Consider the following 15,656-nt stretch of genomic DNA (forward strand, 5'->3'; position numbering starts at 1 on the left):
GGGTTGGGCCGTTCCCCGCAGTAGCCACCCGCCCTAGCTGTAGTGCTCTCCACCCATCCCACCCGCCCCCCACCCCCCCCTCCCCCCCCCCCCCCCCCCCCCCCCCCCGCTCCCGGGGTCAGGCGTTCTTGATCGCGGAGATCTCGAACTCGAGGGTGACCTTGTCGCTGACCAGGACGCCGCCGGTCTCGAGGGCGGCGTTCCAGGTGATGCCGTAGTCCTTGCGGCTGATCGTGGTCGAGCCCTCGAAGCCGATCCGGTCGTTGCCGAACGGGTCCTTGGCCGAGCCCTCGAACTCGAAGGGGATCGTCACCGAACGGGTGACGTCCTTGAGGGTCAGGTCGCCGGTGACCTCGAAGCTGGTCTCGCCGGTCTGCTTGATCTCGGTGGTGGCGAAGGTGATCGTGGGGTACTCGTCCATCGACAGGAAGTCGTTGCTCTTCAGGTGCCCGTCGCGGTCGGCGTTGCGGGTGTCGATGCTGTGCGCCTGGATGGTCACCTGGGCGGAGGACTTCTCCGGGGCGTCACCGTCGATCGTCGCGGTGCCGGTGAAGTCGTTGAAGCTGCCGCGCACCTTGGTCACCATCGCGTGCCGGGCGACGAACCCGATCCGCGAGTGGGCGGCGTCCAGGGTGTACTCGCCGGTGAGCTGGGGGTACGTGGTCGCGGTGGTCATCGCTGGTCTTCTCTCCTCGTGCTGGCGTCCCCCCGGTGATTGAGGGCTCAACAACACTGTACTCAGAATGACTGGTTGCGCAAGCAAGCTTTGACTAGACTGCCGGTATGGGTGATCTGGACGAGGAGGAAGCCGCCTTCTGGCGGTCGCTGATCCGCATCACGACGGTGCTGCCGCGCGCCCTCGACGACCAGTTCCTCCCCGAGACCGGGCTGACGACCAGCGACTACGGCGTGCTCGTCGCACTGTCCGAGGCACCCGGCCACCTGCTCCGCATCTCGGCGCTGGCGGCGACGACCGCGTTGTCGCTGAGCCGGATCAGCCGGGTGGTCGACGACCTCACCCGGCGTGGGCTCGTCGAGAAGCGCCGGTGCGCCGAAGACGGCCGCGCGTCCAACGCCGTGCTGACCGCCGCCGGACTCGCCAAACTGGAGGCGGCCTACCCGGGCCACCTCGCCCGTGTGCGGGCTTCGGTGTTCGACCACCTGAGCGCCGGGGACATCCGCACCGCCGGGCCGGTGCTGGCCCGGCTGGCCGCGGCCATGGAGGCCACTCCCCCGACCGACGACTGCTGAGGACGCCGATGACCGACCAGGGCGAGTACAAGCGCGACCTGAACTACCTCCCGGACCGCATCACCGCCGACGGCCGCGACGGCTGGCCGGTCGAAGCCGGCCGCTACCGGCTGGTCGTCGCGCGGGCGTGCCCGTGGGCGAACCGCGCGGTGATCGTCCGGCGGCTGCTGGGCCTCGAGCCGGTGCTGTCGATGGGCATCGCCGGGCCGGTGCACGACGAGCGGAGCTGGAGCTTCGACCTCGACCCCGGCGGCAAGGACCCGGTGCTCGGCATCGAGCGGCTGCAGGAGGCGTTCTTCAAGCGCGACCCCGAGTACCCGCGCGGCATCACCGTGCCGGCGTTCGTCGACGTCCCGAGCGGCCGGGTCGTCACCAACGACTTCGCCCAGATGACACTGGACATGTCCACCGAGTGGACCGCGTACCACCGCGACGGCGCGCCGGAGCTGTACCCGGAGAAGCTGCGCGACGAGATCGACGACGTCGCGCAGAAGGTCTTCACCGACGTCAACAACGCCGTGTACCAGTGCGGGTTCGCCCGGTCGCAGGAGGCCTACGAGCACTCGTACCGCAAGCTGTTCTCACGCCTGGACTGGCTTTCGGAGCGGCTCGCGGACCAGCGCTACCTGGTCGGCGACACGATCACCGAGGCCGACGTCCGGCTGTTCACCACCCTCGTCCGGTTCGACGCGGTCTACCACGGCCACTTCAAGTGCAACCGCCGGAAGCTCACCGAGCTGCCGGTGCTGTGGGCCTACACGCGCGACCTGTTCCAGACCCCCGGGTTCGGCGACACGATCGACTTCGCGCAGACCAAGGAGCACTACTACGTGGTGCACAAGAACGTGAACCCGAGCGGGATCGTCCCGCTCGGACCGGACGTGTCCGGCTGGCTGACCCCGCACGACCGCGAGCAGCTCGGCGGCCGCCCGTTCGGCGACGGCACCCCGCCGGGCCCGCCGCCCGCAGCGGAGCAGGTGCCCTCCCTGGCCTGACTGGCTACGGTGACCGCCATGGAACGCCTGCGCGACCGCCGCATCCTGGTCACCGGAGCCGGCTCCGGCATCGGCCGGGCCACGACCCTGCGCCTGCTGGCCGAGGGCGCCCGCGTCATCGGCACCGACGTCTCCGAGGACGGCCTGCTGGGCACCCGGCAGGCCGCCGACCGGCCCGGCCTGACGACGTTCGTGATGGACGTGGCCGACGAGGCGTCGGTGGCCTCGGGAGTGACCTCGGCGACCGAGGCCCTGGGCGGGCTCGACGTGCTGGTCAACGCGGCGGGCATCCTCCTGGCGTCGCACACGCACGAGACGTCGCTGGAGCTGTGGAACCGGGTGCTGGCGGTGAACCTGACCGGCACGTTCCTGGTGACGCGCGCGGCCCTGCCGGCGCTGCTCACCTCGGCGCACGGCGTCGTGGTCAACTTCAGCTCGACGTCGGCGTCGTTCGCCCACCCGTACATGGCGGCGTACTGCGCGAGCAAGGGCGGCATCCAGGCGTTCACGCACTCGCTGGCCCTGGAGTACAGCAAGCAGGGCCTGCGCGCGGTCAGCATCGCGCCGGGCAGCGTGAAGAGCGGCATCACGGACTCGGCGGCGAGCTGGCTGCCCCGGGACGCCGACTTCTCCCTGTTCGGCCGGCTGCTGCCGATCATCCCGGCCGACCACACCACCGAGGTAGGCAACCCGGTGGCGGGCCCGGAGACGGTGGCGGGGGTCGTGGCGATGCTGGCCTCGGACGACGGCAAGTTCATCACGGGCACGGAGATCCGGATCGACGGCGGCACGCACACCTGAGGACTAAACTGGCGGGCCCGCCCGCGCGTGGAGAGCCCGTGACCGCTCCCGTCCCAGACCACGACGTGCGCTTCCGGGAACTGTTCGTGGTGCACTTCGGCGAGCTGACCCGGCTCGCCCACCTGCTCGGCGCCGATGCTCCGGAAGACGTGGCGCAGGAGGCCTTCCTCCGGCTCCGCGCCCCGCTGGGCGACCGCGCGGCCTGCCGCCTTCGCGCGCCCGTGGTGCGCCTGTCGCGGAGACAGCGGGCTCGCGCGACAGTCACGGACCTGGACGCGCTGCCCCGGCCGCAGCGCGAGGTCCTCGTGCTGCGCTACGGGCTGGACCTCGGCACGGCCGAGATCGCGGAGACCCTCGGCCGTGCGCCGGGCCGGGTCGAGGCGCTGCTCCGCCGGGGGCTGGACCAGCTGGAAACCCGGCCGGCGGTGGTCCCGCGCGTGCGACACGCCGCGTTGGCCGGCGCGGCCTTCGTGGTGTCGATCTGCGTGCTCGTCACGAGCCAGCTGGCGGCATCGGACTCGCGAGACGCGACGCCGTCCCGTGCGGACAGCGCCTCAAGCCTCCCCGTGCCGACGTAGGCACGTCTAGTCCACAGTGGACACAGCGCCGTCGAGCAACGGGCGCAGCTCCGCCACCACCGTGTCGAGCGGGGCGACGTCCTGGTGCGCCCGGGCCAGGACGATCGCGCCCTCGAGGGTGCTGAGCATCAGCACCGCCAGCGAGGTGCTGCGGGCCGGCGGGACGCCCATGTCCTCGAGCGCGGCCGCCAGCGGACGCTGCCAGCCGTCGAAGGCCTTGCCGACCGCCTCTCGCAGGCGGTCGCTGGTCGCCACGGTGTCGGCGACCGTCGCGACGAGCGGGCAGCCGGCGTCGAAGCCCTGCGCCGTGAACTCCTCACGCCACTGGGCGGCCATCGCCGCGAAGAGCTTGCCGGGGGTCGGGTCCTCGAGCTTCGCGGTGACGCGCGCGACGCGCCGGGCCGCGTAGTCGCCGGCCCAGGTGACCGCCTCGGCGATCAGCTGGTCCTTACCGCCCGGGAAGTAGTGCTGCAGCGACCCCCGCGGGGCTTCGGCGTGGGCCACGACGTCCCGCATGCCGGTCGCCCCGACACCGTGGATCCGCACCAGCTGCGCGGCGCTGAGCACCATCCGCTCGCGCGGTGTCCTCGTCATCGGCTGCCTCCTTCATGACGTCCGTCATGGTAGCCCAGCCGGGGACGACCAGGGCGAAGTCACGCTCTCCGCGTTCGAAAGCGGGGACCGGAAGGAAGCCTTGGCGCAGCAGTAGCGCCTCGGCCCCGGTGTTGCCCGCCTGCACGGTGCCCCGCACGACCCAGCCCGGGAACCGCCCGGACGCCCACAACCAGCGGCTCAGCGCGCTGCCGATCCCCTGCCGTTGCCACGCGTCGGCGACCAAGAGTCCGATCTCCGCTTCGCCCGGGGTCTCCGCGACGAAGTTCAGCAGGCCCACCGGAACCCCGCCGCGGGTGGCCAGCAGCGCCGGTGAGCCGGCGAGCAGGAACCGCTGGTGGCACCGGAAGACGTCACCCGGTTCGGCCGGGCCGCCCATGATGAAGCGCCGCCGGAGGCTGTCCGGCGAACAGGCCGCGACCAGCGCGGCCACGCACTTCCGGTCCGCCGGGCGGTCGCCCAGCTCCCGGATTTCTATGACGGCTGTCATAGTCCCATCACAGCACGATGCGGCCGGGAACACACTATGACCGCCGTCATAGTGTGACGGCGCGCGAAAAGTCTGCGATCGTGCCTGAAGGCTGGACCTGGGAAGACGCTCCCGAAGCGGAGAGAGGAAAGACCACTCCCTTCCGTAACTAACATATAGCGCACCCCCGGGCTTGCGGCAAGACCCCGGTTGTCCCCCACAATTCTCGACCGAAGCCACAACCTGCACAAACGCGGGAATTTCCCAGGGGGTCTCTTGTCTGACGTGATCATCGCCGGAGGCGGGCCGACCGGCATGATGCTGGCGGCCGAACTGCGGCTGCACGGCGTCGACGTGCTCGTGCTGGAGCGCGACGCGGAGCCGACCAAGGTCGTCCGCTCGCTCGGCCTGCACGCGCGGAGCATCGAAGTGATGGACCAGCGGGGGCTGCTGGAGCGGTTCCTGGAGCTGGGCACAAAATACCCGGTCGGGGGTTTCTTCGCGGGAATTCCGAAGCCCTCGCCGGAGCGGCTGGACACCGCGCACGGCTACACGCTCGGGATCCACCAGCCCGTGATCGACCGGCTCCTGGCCGAGCACGCGGTCGAGGCCGGCGCCGAGGTCCGGCGGGGCCGCGAGGTGACCGGGCTGGAGCAGGACGACGACGGCGTCACGGTCGAGCTGGCCGACGGCGAACGGCTGCGGACGCGGTGGCTCGTCGGCTGCGACGGCGGGCGCAGCACCGTGCGCAAGCTGCTCGGCGTCGGCTTCCCCGGTGAGCCCAGCCGGATCGAGACGCTGCTGGCCGAGGTCGAGGTGACGGTGTCGCGGGAGGAGATCGACACCGCGAACATCGAGGTCCGCAAGACCCAGAAGCGCTTCGGCTTCATGCCCGTGGAGGGCGGCACCTACCGCGTGGGCGTCCCCGCCGAAGGGGTCGCCGAAGACCGCCGGACCCCGCCGACGCTGGCCGAGCTCAAGGAGCAGCTGCGGAAGACCGCCGGCACGGACTACGGCGTGCACTCGCCGCGCTGGCTGTCCCGCTTCGGCGACGCCACCCGGCAGGCCGAGCACTATCGGGTGGGCCGGGTGCTGCTGGCCGGCGACGCCGCCCACGTCCACCCGCCGACCGGCGGTCAGGGACTCAACCTCGGGGTCCAGGACGCCTTCAACCTGGGCTGGAAGCTCGCGGCCGAGGTGAACGGCTGGGCGCCGGCCGGGCTGCTGGACAGCTACGAGGCCGAGCGGCACCCGGTCGGCGAGGACGTCCTCAACAACACCCGCGCCCAGATGGAGCTGATGCAGCTCGAGCCGGGCCCGCAGGCCGCGCGCCGGCTGCTCGCGGAGCTGATGGACTTCGACGAGGTCAACCGGCACCTCACCGAGAAGATCATCGGGATCGGCATCCGCTACGACTTCGGCGAGGGCCACCCGCTGCTGGGCCGCCGGCTGCGGGACGTCGAACTGAAGCGGGGCCACCTCTACGGGCTGCTGCACGCGGGACGCGGCCTGCTGCTCGACCAGACCGGCTCGCTTTCGCCGGCCGGCTGGGAAGACCGGGTCGACCGCGTCGTCGACGTCATCGACGTCACCGCCGTCGGCGAGGACCTGGACGTGCCCGCGGTGCTGCTGCGCCCGGACGGGCACGTCGTCTGGGCCGGGGAAGACGGCGCGGACCTGTCCGGTGCGCTGCGGAAGTGGTTCGGCGCGCCCACTGCCTGAAACGCTGTTGTCCGAACAAGAAGAGGGAATCTTGTCTCAGGGGTACGAAGAAGAGCTGCGGGCCGAACGCGGCTACGTGGCGGGGCTCTACGCGCGGCTCGACGCCGAGCGCGCGCGGGTGAAGGGCGAGTACGAGGCGGCGTTGCGGGGCGACGGCGCGGGCGCCATGGAACGCGACGTCGGCGTGCGCGCGCTCGGCCGTCAGGTGAAGCGGCTGGACGTCGTGGACAACGGGCTGTGCTTCGGGCGGCTGGACGCCGTCTCGGGCGAGGTCTCCCACATCGGGCGGATCGGCCTCTTCGACGAGGAGGACGAGTACCGGCCGGTGCTGCTCGACTGGCGGGCGCCCGCGGCGCGCCCGTTCTACACCGCCACCGGCGCGAACCCGGAGGACATGCGGCGGCGCCGGCAGTTCCACACGCGCGGCCGGCGGCTGCTCGGGTTCACCGACGAGGACCTCGGCCGCCCGGACGCGCAGGCGCAGGGGGACGCGGCGCTGCTGGCCGCGGTCAACGCGCCGCGCGGCGAGGGCATGCGCGACATCGTCGCGACGATCCAGGCCGAGCAGGACGAGATCATCCGGCTCGACCACCCGGGTGTGCTCGTGATCGAAGGCGGACCGGGCACCGGGAAGACGGTCGTCGCCCTGCACCGCGTCGCCTACCTGCTCTACACGCAGCGGGAACGGATGGAACGCCACGGCGCGCTGGTCGTCGGACCCAACCCGGCGTTCCTGGACCACATCGGCCGCGTCCTGCCGTCGCTGGGCGAGACGGACGTGGTGTTCACGACCGCGGGCGGCCTCGTCCCCGGCCTGCACGTCACCGCCGAGGACACCCCGGAAGCCGCGCGGCTCAAGGGTTCGCTGAAGATTCTCGACGTGCTGAAGGCGGCGGTCGCCGACCGGCAGCGGCTGCCGGCGGAGCCGATCCCGATCCAGCTGAAGGACGTCACGGTGCGGATCGACGCCGAGACCGCCGAGTGGGCCCGGCAGGAGGCGCGTGACAGCGGGCTGGCGCACAACGAAGCCCGCGCGACGTTCACCGAGATCATCACCTACGTGCTCACCGAACGGGCGATCGGCCGGATCGGCCGCGGCTGGCTCAGCCGGGACGACAAGGAGGAGTGGGAGCAGTTCCGCGCGGGCCTGCTCGACGAGCTCGCCGAAGACCGGAAGTTCGCGGCGGCGCTCGACGAGCTCTGGCCGGTCCTGACACCGGAGGGCCTGCTGTCCTCGTTCTACTCCTCCGCCCCAGCGGACTCGGCGTTGTACCGCGCCCGCGGCGACGCCTGGACGGTGTCGGACGTGCCCCTGCTCGACGAGCTGACCGACCTGCTGGGCCACGACAAGACGGCCGAGAAGGCCGCGGACGCCGCTGCCGCGCAGGAACGGAAAGCCGAGGCCGAGTACGCCGAAGGCGTCTTCCAGACGATGAAGCTCGACCGGGAGGAGATGGACGAGGACGTGCTGCTCTCGGCCGAGAACCTCCTCTACGCCGAGGACCTGGCCGACCGGTTCGTCGAGCACGACACGCGCAGCCTCGTCGAACGCGCGTCGGCGGACCGGGACTGGACCTACCGGCACGTCGTCGTCGACGAGGCCCAGGAACTGTCCGAAATGGACTGGCGGGTGCTGATGCGGCGCTGCCCGGGCCGGTCGTTCACGGTGGTGGGCGACCTCGCCCAGCGCCGCTCGGCGGCCGGGGCGCGGTCGTGGGACGCCATGCTGGCGCCGTACGTGCCGGGCCGCTGGGCCTACCGCTCGCTGACGGTCAACTACCGCACGCCGGCCGAGATCATGGCGGTCGCCGCTTCGGTGCTCGCGGACTTCGCGCCGGAGGTCGAGCCGCCGGAGTCGGTCCGGGCGTGCGGCGTCCCGCCGTGGTCCCGGCGGGTGACCGCGGACGAGCGGGCGGCGGCGATCGAGGAGTTCGTCCGCGAGGAGGCCGGGAAGGAAGGCACGAGCGTCGTGATCGGGCCGCCGGGGGTGCCGGGCACGGTGCCCGCGTCGGAGACGAAGGGCCTGGAGTTCGACGCGGTCCTGGTGGTGGAGCCGGCGACGATCCTCGCCGCCGGCGCCGCCGACCTGTACGTGGCGCTCACCCGGGCGACCCAGCGGCTCGGCGTGCTGCACGAAGGCGCGTTGCCCCCGGCGCTGGCCGGGCTCGCGGAGGTGGTCCGGAGCTAGCCACGGCCGGCCCACGGTTCGCCGGCGGGGAGCGCGGGTACGTTGCCGACGCCCGCGCTCCCCCACCGCGAAAGGCGTCCCGATGCAGCTCTACGCCGAACGGCCGATCCGCCGCACCGCCCAGCTCCTGGCCGACCTGCTCGCCCTGCTGGTCGTGGTGGTCGCGGTGTGGCTCGGGACCACGGTGTACGCCGAGGTCATGAAGCTGCGCGCCCCGGGCGACGGGCTCGTTGACGCCGGAACGGGGCTGCGCGGCACGTTCGACTCGGCGGCGAACTCGGCCGGCGGCCTCCCGCTCGTCGGCGACGCCCTCGCCAAAGCGCTCCACGGCGGCTCCGACGTCGGCACCAAGCTCGTCGACTCGGGCCGCTGGCAGATCGAGGCGGTGGAGAACCTCGCCTGGTGGATGGCGGCGGTCATCATCGCGCTGCCGGTGCTGACGCTGCTGGCGACGTGGCTGCCGCTGCGCTGGCACTTCACCCGCCGCGCAACGGCGGCGGCCCGGTTGCGGGCGCTCGGGGACGAGGGCCTGGACCTGCTGGCGCTGCGGGCGTTGGTGACCCAGCCGCTGCGCAAGCTGGCTTCGGACGGCGAAGTCGCGACCGGCTGGCGAGAGCGGGACCGCGCCGTCATCGAGAAACTGGCCGGCCGCGAGCTGGCGAGCCACGGCCTGGTGACCTGAGGCTCAGGCTTGCGGGCCCTGCTTCCGGCCCACCGACCGGCCGATGAAGTAGCCCAGGAGCAAGCCGGCCACCAGGCCGATCGCGATGAAGAAGATCACCGTCGCCGCGGCGATCTTGCCGACCGTGCCGAGGAAGCCCTTGGCTTCGAGGTCGGTCACCGTCGCCAGGGCCTGGACCATCGTGTAGTGCGTCATGATCACCAGCGTCGCATCGGACGGCGTGGCCCGCACGACGTGAAGGTCCCCCGCCGGCGCTCAGGACACCGGCGGGGAGACCCCACACTCCGCAGGCGGTCCTCAGCCGACGGAGGGGCCCATCCCGAGGGACTGCGGCGTACTCGCGTCGGGCGAGGGCTGGTGCAGGCCTTCGTCCAGCGGGCCGAACTCGGTCATCAGCGCCGCGCTGCCGCCCCACGGGGTGGCCTCCTCGGCGATCAGGGAGTTCGTCGTCAGCAGCAGCCCGGCCACGGAAGCCCCGTTCTGCACCGCCGAACGGCAGACCCGCAGCGGGTCGACGACGCCGAGCGCGATCATGTCGCCGTAGCGGTCGTGCAGGGCGTCGAAGCCCTCGTCGTTGCCCAGCTCGCGGGTGCGCGCGACGATCTCGTGCGCCGGGTGGCCCGCGTTGTGGGCGATGAGGTAGGCCGGTTCCGCCAGCGCGCGCCGGACGATCTCGACCCCGATCGCCTGGTCGCCTTCCAGCCCGAGACCTTCGAGCGCCTTCTCGGCGTGGAGCAGGGCCGCTCCCCCGCCCGCCACGATGCCTTCCGCCATCGCCGCCCGCGTCGCCGACAGGGCGTCCTCGACGCGGTGCTGCAGCTCCTTCAGCTCCGCCGGGGTCGCCGCCCCGACGCGCACCACCGCGACCTTGCCGGTCAGCGCGCCGATCCGCTCGGTCAGCACGTCCTCGTCGACGCCGAACTGCGCGCGCTCGAGCTCCGCCCGCAGCTGCCCGACCCGGAACTCCACCGCGCCGGCCGAACCCGCGCCGCCCACGATGGTCGTGGTGTTCTCGGTGACCCGGACCTGCTTGGCCCGGCCGAGGTGCTCCAGCGTCATCGTCTCCATGCTGAAGCCGGAGTGCCGCGAGAGCACCGCGCCGCCGACGATGGCCGCGAGGTCCTCCAGCTTGTGCAGCCGCCGGTCGCCGAACCCGGGCGCGCGCACGGCCACCGACTGGAAGGTGCCGTTCACGTGGTTGTGGATCAGCATCTGCAGGGCCGTGCCCTCGACCGTCTCGCCGATCACGACGAGCGGCCGCGGGTCGCGCATCACCTTGTCCAGCAACGGCATCAGCTGCTGCACCCGGGTGATCTTCTCCGCGCACATGAGGATGTACGGGTCGTCGAGCACCGCCTCCAGCCGGCCCGGGTCGGTGACCAGGTACGGCGAGAGGTAGCCGTTGTCGAACTCGAAGCCCTCGACGAAGTCCACGCTCATGCCGATCGTGGGCGACTCCTCGACCGTCACCACCCCGCCGTCGCCGACGGTGTGCAACGCCTTCGCGATGACGGCGCCGACCACGTCGTCGTCGTTGGCGGAGATCGCCGCGACCCGCGCGTAGTCCTGTTCGGACACCACCGGGTGCGCCTGCTTCTCCAGGTGCGCCACCAGCAGCCCGACGGCGTGGTCGATGCCGCGTTTGACGAGCACCGGGTTGCCGCCGCCCGCGATCGCCCGCATGCCTTCGTGGACGATGGCCTGGGCGAGCACGGTGGCGGTGGTGGTGCCGTCGCCGACGACGTCGTTGGTCTTGATCGCCGCTTCCTTGACCAGCTGCGCGCCCATGTTCTCGAACTGGTTCTTCAGGTGGATCTCGCGGGCGATGGTGACCCCGTCGTTGGTGACCACCGGCGAACCGGTGATCTTCTCGATGATCACGTTGCGGCCCTTGGGACCCAACGTGGACTTGACCGCTTCGGCCAGCTTGTCGACGCCCGCCAGCAGCAGGTCGCGGGCGTCCGAGCCGAACCGCAGTTCCTTCGCCATGTTCCTGCTCCTAGGGTGTGAGGATGGCCCGACCGCGCACGCGTCCGGCATCGAGGTCGGCGAGTGCGTCGAGAGCCGCGTCCAGCGGGTACTTCTTCGTGTGGAGCGTGACCTTCCCGGCCTGGGCGAGCACCATCAGCTCCACGAGGTCGTTGTAGGTGCCGACCAGGTTGCCGATGACGTTCCGCTCGGTCGAGATGATGTCGATCGTCGGGATGTCGATGTTGCTGCCGTAGCCGATGACGAAGTGCGAGCCGGCCCGCCGGGTCATCGCGAAGGCGTCCTGCTGGGCGCCCTGCTCGGCGACGAAGTCGAGCACGACCTCGGCGCCGTCGCCGCCGGTCAGGTCGAGCACGGCGTCGACCTGCTTGCCGTCGCCCAGCACCGTCTCGTCGGCGCCCAGCTCGGCCGCCAGCTTCAGCGCGTCCGCGTTGCGGTCCACCACGATCACGCGGGTCGAGGTGAGCGCCTTGAGCGACTGGATGCCGATGTGCCCGAGGCCGCCGGCGCCGTTGACGACGCAGGTGGTGCCCGGGTACAGCAGCGGCACGGCCTTGCGCACCGCGTGGTAGGCGGTGATGCCCGCGTCGGCCAGGGCGGCGACGTCTTCCGGCTGGGTCGACGGGTCGAGCTTGATGCACGCCCGCGCCGACGTCAGCAGGTACTCCGCCATGCCGCCGTCGCTGTCGATACCCGGGAAGCTCCCGTTCGGACAGTGCATGTCGTCGCCCGCGCGGCAGGCGTGGCACAGCCCGCACGTCGGCGTCGGGTGCAGGATGACGGTGTCGCCGACCGCGACGTTGGTCACCGCCGGCCCGACCTCGTGCACCCACCCCGCGTTCTCGTGCCCGATCGTGTAGGGCAGCGCGACACCGGACTTCTCGGCCCACTGCTCTTCGATGATGTGCAGGTCGGTGCGGCACACGCCGGCGCCGCCGATCTTCACGACGACGTCGAAGGGCCCGGTCGCGCGCGGCTCCGGCACCTCTTCGATCACCGGTTGCTGGTGGTACTTCTGCAGCCGCACGGCCTTCATCCCGTGCCCTCCTCATCCGAAGTCAGCGAGTACCGCGCGCGCAGCATGCCGCGGCACACGCCGGAGTTGGCCTCCATGCTCGTGCGGGTCAGCCGGGCGAAGGCCAGGTGGCGCTTCGCGTCGGCCGGGGCCACCGCCGCCCCGGTCGCGGGGTCGAGCAGCAGCGGGTCGCCGTCCTCGGCGGGCAGGCCCAGCTCACGGCGCCGGGCGCGCAGCCGCTCGAGGTCCGGCCCGGGCGGGACGTCGCCGAGCGTCAGCGACCGCGGGTCGCGCCCGCCGAGGGTCCGGCAGACGCGGTCGGTGCCGGCGAGCACGGCCTTGCGCACGAAGTCGTGGCGCAGCGTGTCGAGCTCGTCGACGGCCTCACCCTCGAACGACGCGACGAACCCCTGCCGCGCCGCGACCCCGCGGTTGATGACGTCGGAGGCGAAGTGGTCGTCGAGCCGGATGTCGAGCCCGGTCAGGCCCGGCACGCCGGCGACGGCGTCGTAGGCGTCCGCGACCATCAGGAACGCGAAGTTGGGTGCGCAGAAGTAGGTCGGCAGCCGCAGCCGGATGACGGCGTGGCCCGCCGCGCTCACCTCGCAGCGGGCCACGAAACCCAGATCGGTGAGGGGTTCGTCCAGTTCGGGGTCCCGGACGGTGCCCAGGGCGGACCACACCTCGGCGTGGCCGGCCCGGACACCCCGTTCGTCGAGAGCCGTCATGAGTTCGGCACGCCGACGGGCTCGACGTTCTCCGGCGCCGCCAGCTGCAGCTCCTTCGGCACGTCGATGTCGTAGAGCCGGGCCGCGTTCAGGCCGAGGATCTTCTTCTTCTGGTCGACCGTCAGCGGCGGGAAGTCCGACAGGTCGTCGTCACCGGGCATGTTCCAGTCGACGAAACCCTCGACCTGCCACTTGGGCTCCCAGATGGCGTAGTCCGCGCCGAAGATCAGCTTGTCCTCGCCGAGCCAGAACATCAGCTCGCCCATGACCTTCGCGAAGAACTTCGGCCGGGCGTGCATCAGGCCGCCGACCACCACGGCCAGCCCCGCGTAGACGTTCCGCTCCTGGGTGGCCATGAAGCAGAAGTCTTCGATGCGCGGCAGGCCGACGTGCTCGACGATGAAGTTGAGGCCCTGGAAGTTGGTCGCCACGTGGTCCACATCGGACACGTCGAAGGCGTCCTTGTCCAGCGGCCAGATCGTCGGGCCCTTGTGGATGTGGACGTTCTTGACGCCCAGCTCCTCGCACTTCTCGAGGTATTTGGCCGCTTCCGGGTCCTTGAGGCTCCAGCCGCGGGAGTCCCCGCGCCACTCGGCCGTGTAGAGCTTGACACCCTTGCAGCCGTACTTCTTGACGCGGTCCTCGAACGCCTTCATGCCCTCGTCGCCTTCACGCGGGTCGAAGGTGGTGTTCACCAGGAACTTACCGGGGTGCTTCGCGGCCAGCGCCCCGTCGGCCTCGGTCGTGTTGAACCCGTTCGTGTACCACTGCCGCAGGTTGGTCGGCTGGAAGATGGCCGTGTCGACGTGCCCGACCTCGAACAGGTCGTGCATCATCAGCTCTTCGGAGTACTTCTGGAACCGGTCGATCGGCCAGTGCGTCTCCTTCGGGCCGAGGCCCTGGTAGGCGTGGAAGCACTCGATCCAGCCCTTGGCGTATTCCTCCTGCCCCTTCACCCAGTTGTCCGGGCTGGCGTCCCAGAAATGGGTGTGGGCGTCAACCACGAAATACTTTTCGCCGTCTTTTTCGTACACGGGTGACCCTCCTGAGCGGATCGAGTGCTTCCTTGCTTGCTGCTCTGGTTACTTGATGGGCTTGAGGTCGAAGTCGAGGTACTCGGCCGCGTCCTCGGGGTTGGCGAACATGATCGTGCGGTCGTCTTCGTGGATCATCCGCCCGTAGTGGGTGGACATGCTCTCCTCGAACTCGGCCGCGTTGAACCAGCCCTCTTCCTCGCCGGCGGCCTCGTCGACCTCGGCGTAGACGAGGTCCGTCCGGCCCTGCGCGTCGACGCGGATCATCGAAGGCAACGGCGTCACGGTCACGTTGTCCTTGCTCGCCATGACTTCCGCGATGATCGCGCCGACCTGGTTGTTCATCAGCGTGAAGCCGCACATGTTGGACGCGGTGTTGTTCGTCTTGTACGGGCTTTCCGCGGTCTTGAAGACAGTCACTGGCTCAGCTCCTCCGGTGCTTTGAGGCCCAATTCGGACAGGATTCCGGCGAACCGGCTCTTCGCCCGGTCGAGACCGTCCTCGAACCGGATCGGCTTGGCGTCGGGCTGCGACCACAGCGGCTGCAGGGCCCGGGCGGCGGCGATGCTCTTCGGCACCCACTCCTCCAGCCACTTCTGCAGCAGCGCCTGGTTGTGCCCGGCGAACTCCTTGTCGTTGATCAGGAGGTGGAACATCGCCTTCGTGTAGCGGAGGTCGCGTTCCGAGAAGTCGAACTCCTCGGCGCCGATCAGCGTCGGGGTGACGAAGTCGCCGTTCGCCGGCGCGGCCTGCTGCACCAGGTTGCTGCGGAACAGCTCGCCGACGAGGGGCTCGAAGACGATGTTCGCGGCGAAGATCGCCTCGCACCAGTCCCAGATCCCGGTCAGCTGCTCGGCGGTCTCCCGCACGCCCTGCCAGGCCGGGTCCTCGGCCCAGGTCGTCAGGTGGGCGCTGCCGTCGAAGCCGTCGACCTCTTCGGTGAGCGTCAGGTTGTACAGGGCCAGGTCCTGTGCCGCGCGGATCCGGTGCATGCTGTTCACCGAGATCGCGTTGTTGTGCATGTTCGTCGGGGCGCGCCGGTTGGCGTTGGCGTACAGGTAGAGGCCGAGGCCGTGGTCGACGTGCATCCAGGCGCCGACGTGCTTGGCGACGAAGTCGACCCAGTTCGGGTTCCATTGCTCGAACGCCTTGGCCTGCCGCGCCGCGTCGATGTTCTGGTTGAGCTGGCGCACCACGTTCGCGTTGTACCGGTAGAGGGTGAGCTCCCACTCCTCGTTGGGGTCGCGGAACTCGTGCCAGCCGTGGGCGGGCCAGTCGTAGCCCTTGCCACCGGAGCCGGGGCTGCGCTCGGGCACCGGCCGGTCCGAGCCCCACGCCTTCAGCGCGGTCCACTCCAGCGGGTAGCCGCCCTTGCCGTCGGCGAAGGCGTAGAGCCAGCCCTGGGACAGGTAGTGCCGCGGGTCGGGCTGGACCTCGACCGTGACGTCCTCGTAGTGGCTCTGCTTGCGCTTGGCCGGGGTGAAGTAGTTGTACCGGCGGGCGTCCGAGTCCGGGAAGACCTTGGCGCCCGCTTCGGCGTCGGTGAACGTCGGCTTCGGCACACTGCGTTCGGAAGTGGCTGTCATGGGTTT

17 protein-coding genes are annotated in these 15,656 nt (G+C 70.9%); 7 read left to right on the plus strand and 10 right to left on the minus strand.

Annotation, left to right across the window (positions count from 1 at the left end):
• Window positions 1-118: 118 nt before the first annotated feature.
• Window positions 119-676 carry a YceI family protein gene (locus tag ACZ61C_RS43675; protein ID WP_465313853.1) on the minus strand — a complete coding sequence of 186 codons (558 nt, stop codon included), beginning with the start codon at window positions 674-676 and terminating at the stop codon, window positions 119-121.
• 107 nt (window positions 677-783) lie between these two features.
• On the opposite strand from ACZ61C_RS43675, the gene ACZ61C_RS43680 reads away from it, so the two are divergent.
• From ACZ61C_RS43680 to ACZ61C_RS43695, 4 genes are read left to right on the plus strand one after another with little or no spacing between them, the layout of a single operon-like run.
• Window positions 784-1,251: a MarR family winged helix-turn-helix transcriptional regulator gene (locus ACZ61C_RS43680; RefSeq protein ID WP_465313854.1), complete on the plus strand. Its 468-nt coding sequence runs from the start codon at window positions 784-786 to the stop codon at window positions 1,249-1,251.
• Window positions 1,252-1,259: 8 nt separating this feature from the next.
• Window positions 1,260-2,246: a glutathione S-transferase family protein gene (locus tag ACZ61C_RS43685; protein WP_465313855.1), complete on the plus strand. Its 987-nt coding sequence runs from the start codon at window positions 1,260-1,262 to the stop codon at window positions 2,244-2,246.
• Between the two features lie 18 nt (window positions 2,247-2,264).
• The gene (locus ACZ61C_RS43690; RefSeq protein ID WP_465313856.1) at window positions 2,265-3,047 is read left to right on the plus strand and encodes an SDR family NAD(P)-dependent oxidoreductase; all 783 of its coding nucleotides are present in this window, start codon (window positions 2,265-2,267) and stop codon (window positions 3,045-3,047) included.
• Window positions 3,048-3,085: 38 nt separating this feature from the next.
• The gene (locus tag ACZ61C_RS43695) at window positions 3,086-3,625 is read left to right on the plus strand and encodes an RNA polymerase sigma factor (RefSeq protein ID WP_465313857.1); all 540 of its coding nucleotides are present in this window, start codon (window positions 3,086-3,088) and stop codon (window positions 3,623-3,625) included.
• 6 nt (window positions 3,626-3,631) lie between these two features.
• On the opposite strand, the gene ACZ61C_RS43700 is transcribed toward ACZ61C_RS43695, so the two are convergent.
• Both ACZ61C_RS43700 and ACZ61C_RS43705 read right to left on the minus strand, forming a co-directional pair.
• Window positions 3,632-4,192, minus strand: coding sequence for an LmrA/YxaF family transcription factor (locus tag ACZ61C_RS43700; protein WP_465313962.1), 561 nt, complete (start codon window positions 4,190-4,192; stop codon window positions 3,632-3,634).
• Window positions 4,074-4,727 (minus strand): GNAT family N-acetyltransferase, encoded by a 654-nt coding sequence (locus tag ACZ61C_RS43705; RefSeq protein ID WP_465313858.1) that lies wholly within the window; start codon window positions 4,725-4,727, stop codon window positions 4,074-4,076. The genes ACZ61C_RS43700 and ACZ61C_RS43705 overlap by 119 nt, the downstream gene beginning before the upstream one ends.
• A gap of 255 nt (window positions 4,728-4,982) precedes the next feature.
• Between ACZ61C_RS43705 and rox the strand changes: the two genes are divergently transcribed.
• The 3 genes from rox (at window position 4,983) to ACZ61C_RS43720 (ending at window position 9,298) form a co-directional block, all read left to right on the plus strand.
• Window positions 4,983-6,428 carry a rifampin monooxygenase gene (gene rox, locus ACZ61C_RS43710; protein ID WP_465313859.1) on the plus strand — a complete coding sequence of 482 codons (1,446 nt, stop codon included), beginning with the start codon at window positions 4,983-4,985 and terminating at the stop codon, window positions 6,426-6,428.
• 28 nt (window positions 6,429-6,456) lie between these two features.
• Window positions 6,457-8,616 (plus strand): RNA polymerase recycling motor ATPase HelR, encoded by a 2,160-nt coding sequence (gene helR, locus ACZ61C_RS43715; RefSeq protein ID WP_465313963.1) that lies wholly within the window; start codon window positions 6,457-6,459, stop codon window positions 8,614-8,616.
• A gap of 82 nt (window positions 8,617-8,698) precedes the next feature.
• Window positions 8,699-9,298, plus strand: coding sequence for a hypothetical protein (locus ACZ61C_RS43720; protein WP_465313860.1), 600 nt, complete (start codon window positions 8,699-8,701; stop codon window positions 9,296-9,298).
• A 3-nt stretch (window positions 9,299-9,301) separates the two neighbouring features.
• Here ACZ61C_RS43720 and ACZ61C_RS43725 read toward each other — a convergent pair whose 3' ends face one another.
• The 7 genes from ACZ61C_RS43725 to ACZ61C_RS43755 form a co-directional block, all read right to left on the minus strand.
• Window positions 9,302-9,529 carry a hypothetical protein gene (locus ACZ61C_RS43725; RefSeq protein WP_465313861.1) on the minus strand — a complete coding sequence of 76 codons (228 nt, stop codon included), beginning with the start codon at window positions 9,527-9,529 and terminating at the stop codon, window positions 9,302-9,304.
• 66 nt (window positions 9,530-9,595) lie between these two features.
• Window positions 9,596-11,287, minus strand: a complete 1,692-nt coding sequence (groL, locus tag ACZ61C_RS43730) for a chaperonin GroEL (protein ID WP_465313862.1) — start codon at window positions 11,285-11,287, stop codon at window positions 9,596-9,598.
• Window positions 11,288-11,297: 10 nt separating this feature from the next.
• A complete protein-coding gene (locus tag ACZ61C_RS43735; protein ID WP_465313863.1) occupies window positions 11,298-12,323 on the minus strand; it encodes an NAD(P)-dependent alcohol dehydrogenase in 1,026 nt (341 codons plus the stop codon).
• The gene (locus tag ACZ61C_RS43740; protein ID WP_465313864.1) at window positions 12,320-13,030 is read right to left on the minus strand and encodes an iron-sulfur cluster assembly protein; all 711 of its coding nucleotides are present in this window, start codon (window positions 13,028-13,030) and stop codon (window positions 12,320-12,322) included. The genes ACZ61C_RS43735 and ACZ61C_RS43740 overlap by 4 nt, the downstream gene beginning before the upstream one ends.
• Window positions 13,027-14,064, minus strand: coding sequence for an amidohydrolase family protein (locus ACZ61C_RS43745; protein ID WP_465313865.1), 1,038 nt, complete (start codon window positions 14,062-14,064; stop codon window positions 13,027-13,029). Before ACZ61C_RS43745 ends, ACZ61C_RS43740 begins: the two co-directional genes overlap by 4 nt.
• A 48-nt stretch (window positions 14,065-14,112) precedes the next feature.
• Window positions 14,113-14,484, minus strand: coding sequence for a propane 2-monooxygenase effector subunit MimD (mimD, locus tag ACZ61C_RS43750; protein WP_465313866.1), 372 nt, complete (start codon window positions 14,482-14,484; stop codon window positions 14,113-14,115).
• The gene (locus tag ACZ61C_RS43755) at window positions 14,481-15,650 is read right to left on the minus strand and encodes a ferritin family protein (RefSeq protein ID WP_465313867.1); all 1,170 of its coding nucleotides are present in this window, start codon (window positions 15,648-15,650) and stop codon (window positions 14,481-14,483) included. Before ACZ61C_RS43755 ends, mimD begins: the two co-directional genes overlap by 4 nt.
• Window positions 15,651-15,656: the final 6 nt, after the last annotated feature.

The sequence above is a fragment of the Amycolatopsis sp. NPDC104587 genome (assembly GCF_055583645.1).

What these genes read in the sequence shown, in the direction of transcription:
- ACZ61C_RS43740 (WP_465313864.1), bottom strand. Translation starts at nt 13,030, where the DNA reads ATGACGGCTCTCGACGAACGGGGTGTCCGGGCCGGCCACGCCGAGGTG.
- groL (WP_465313862.1), bottom strand. Translation starts at nt 11,287, where the DNA reads ATGGCGAAGGAACTGCGGTTCGGCTCGGACGCCCGCGACCTGCTGCTG.
- ACZ61C_RS43755 (WP_465313867.1), bottom strand. Translation starts at nt 15,650, where the DNA reads ATGACAGCCACTTCCGAACGCAGTGTGCCGAAGCCGACGTTCACCGAC.
- ACZ61C_RS43685 (WP_465313855.1), top strand. Translation starts at nt 1,260, where the DNA reads ATGACCGACCAGGGCGAGTACAAGCGCGACCTGAACTACCTCCCGGAC.
- ACZ61C_RS43735 (WP_465313863.1), bottom strand. Translation starts at nt 12,323, where the DNA reads ATGAAGGCCGTGCGGCTGCAGAAGTACCACCAGCAACCGGTGATCGAA.
- ACZ61C_RS43680 (WP_465313854.1), top strand. Translation starts at nt 784, where the DNA reads ATGGGTGATCTGGACGAGGAGGAAGCCGCCTTCTGGCGGTCGCTGATC.
- ACZ61C_RS43720 (WP_465313860.1), top strand. Translation starts at nt 8,699, where the DNA reads ATGCAGCTCTACGCCGAACGGCCGATCCGCCGCACCGCCCAGCTCCTG.
- ACZ61C_RS43675 (WP_465313853.1), bottom strand. Translation starts at nt 676, where the DNA reads ATGACCACCGCGACCACGTACCCCCAGCTCACCGGCGAGTACACCCTG.
- ACZ61C_RS43690 (WP_465313856.1), top strand. Translation starts at nt 2,265, where the DNA reads ATGGAACGCCTGCGCGACCGCCGCATCCTGGTCACCGGAGCCGGCTCC.
- ACZ61C_RS43705 (WP_465313858.1), bottom strand. Translation starts at nt 4,727, where the DNA reads ATGACAGCCGTCATAGAAATCCGGGAGCTGGGCGACCGCCCGGCGGAC.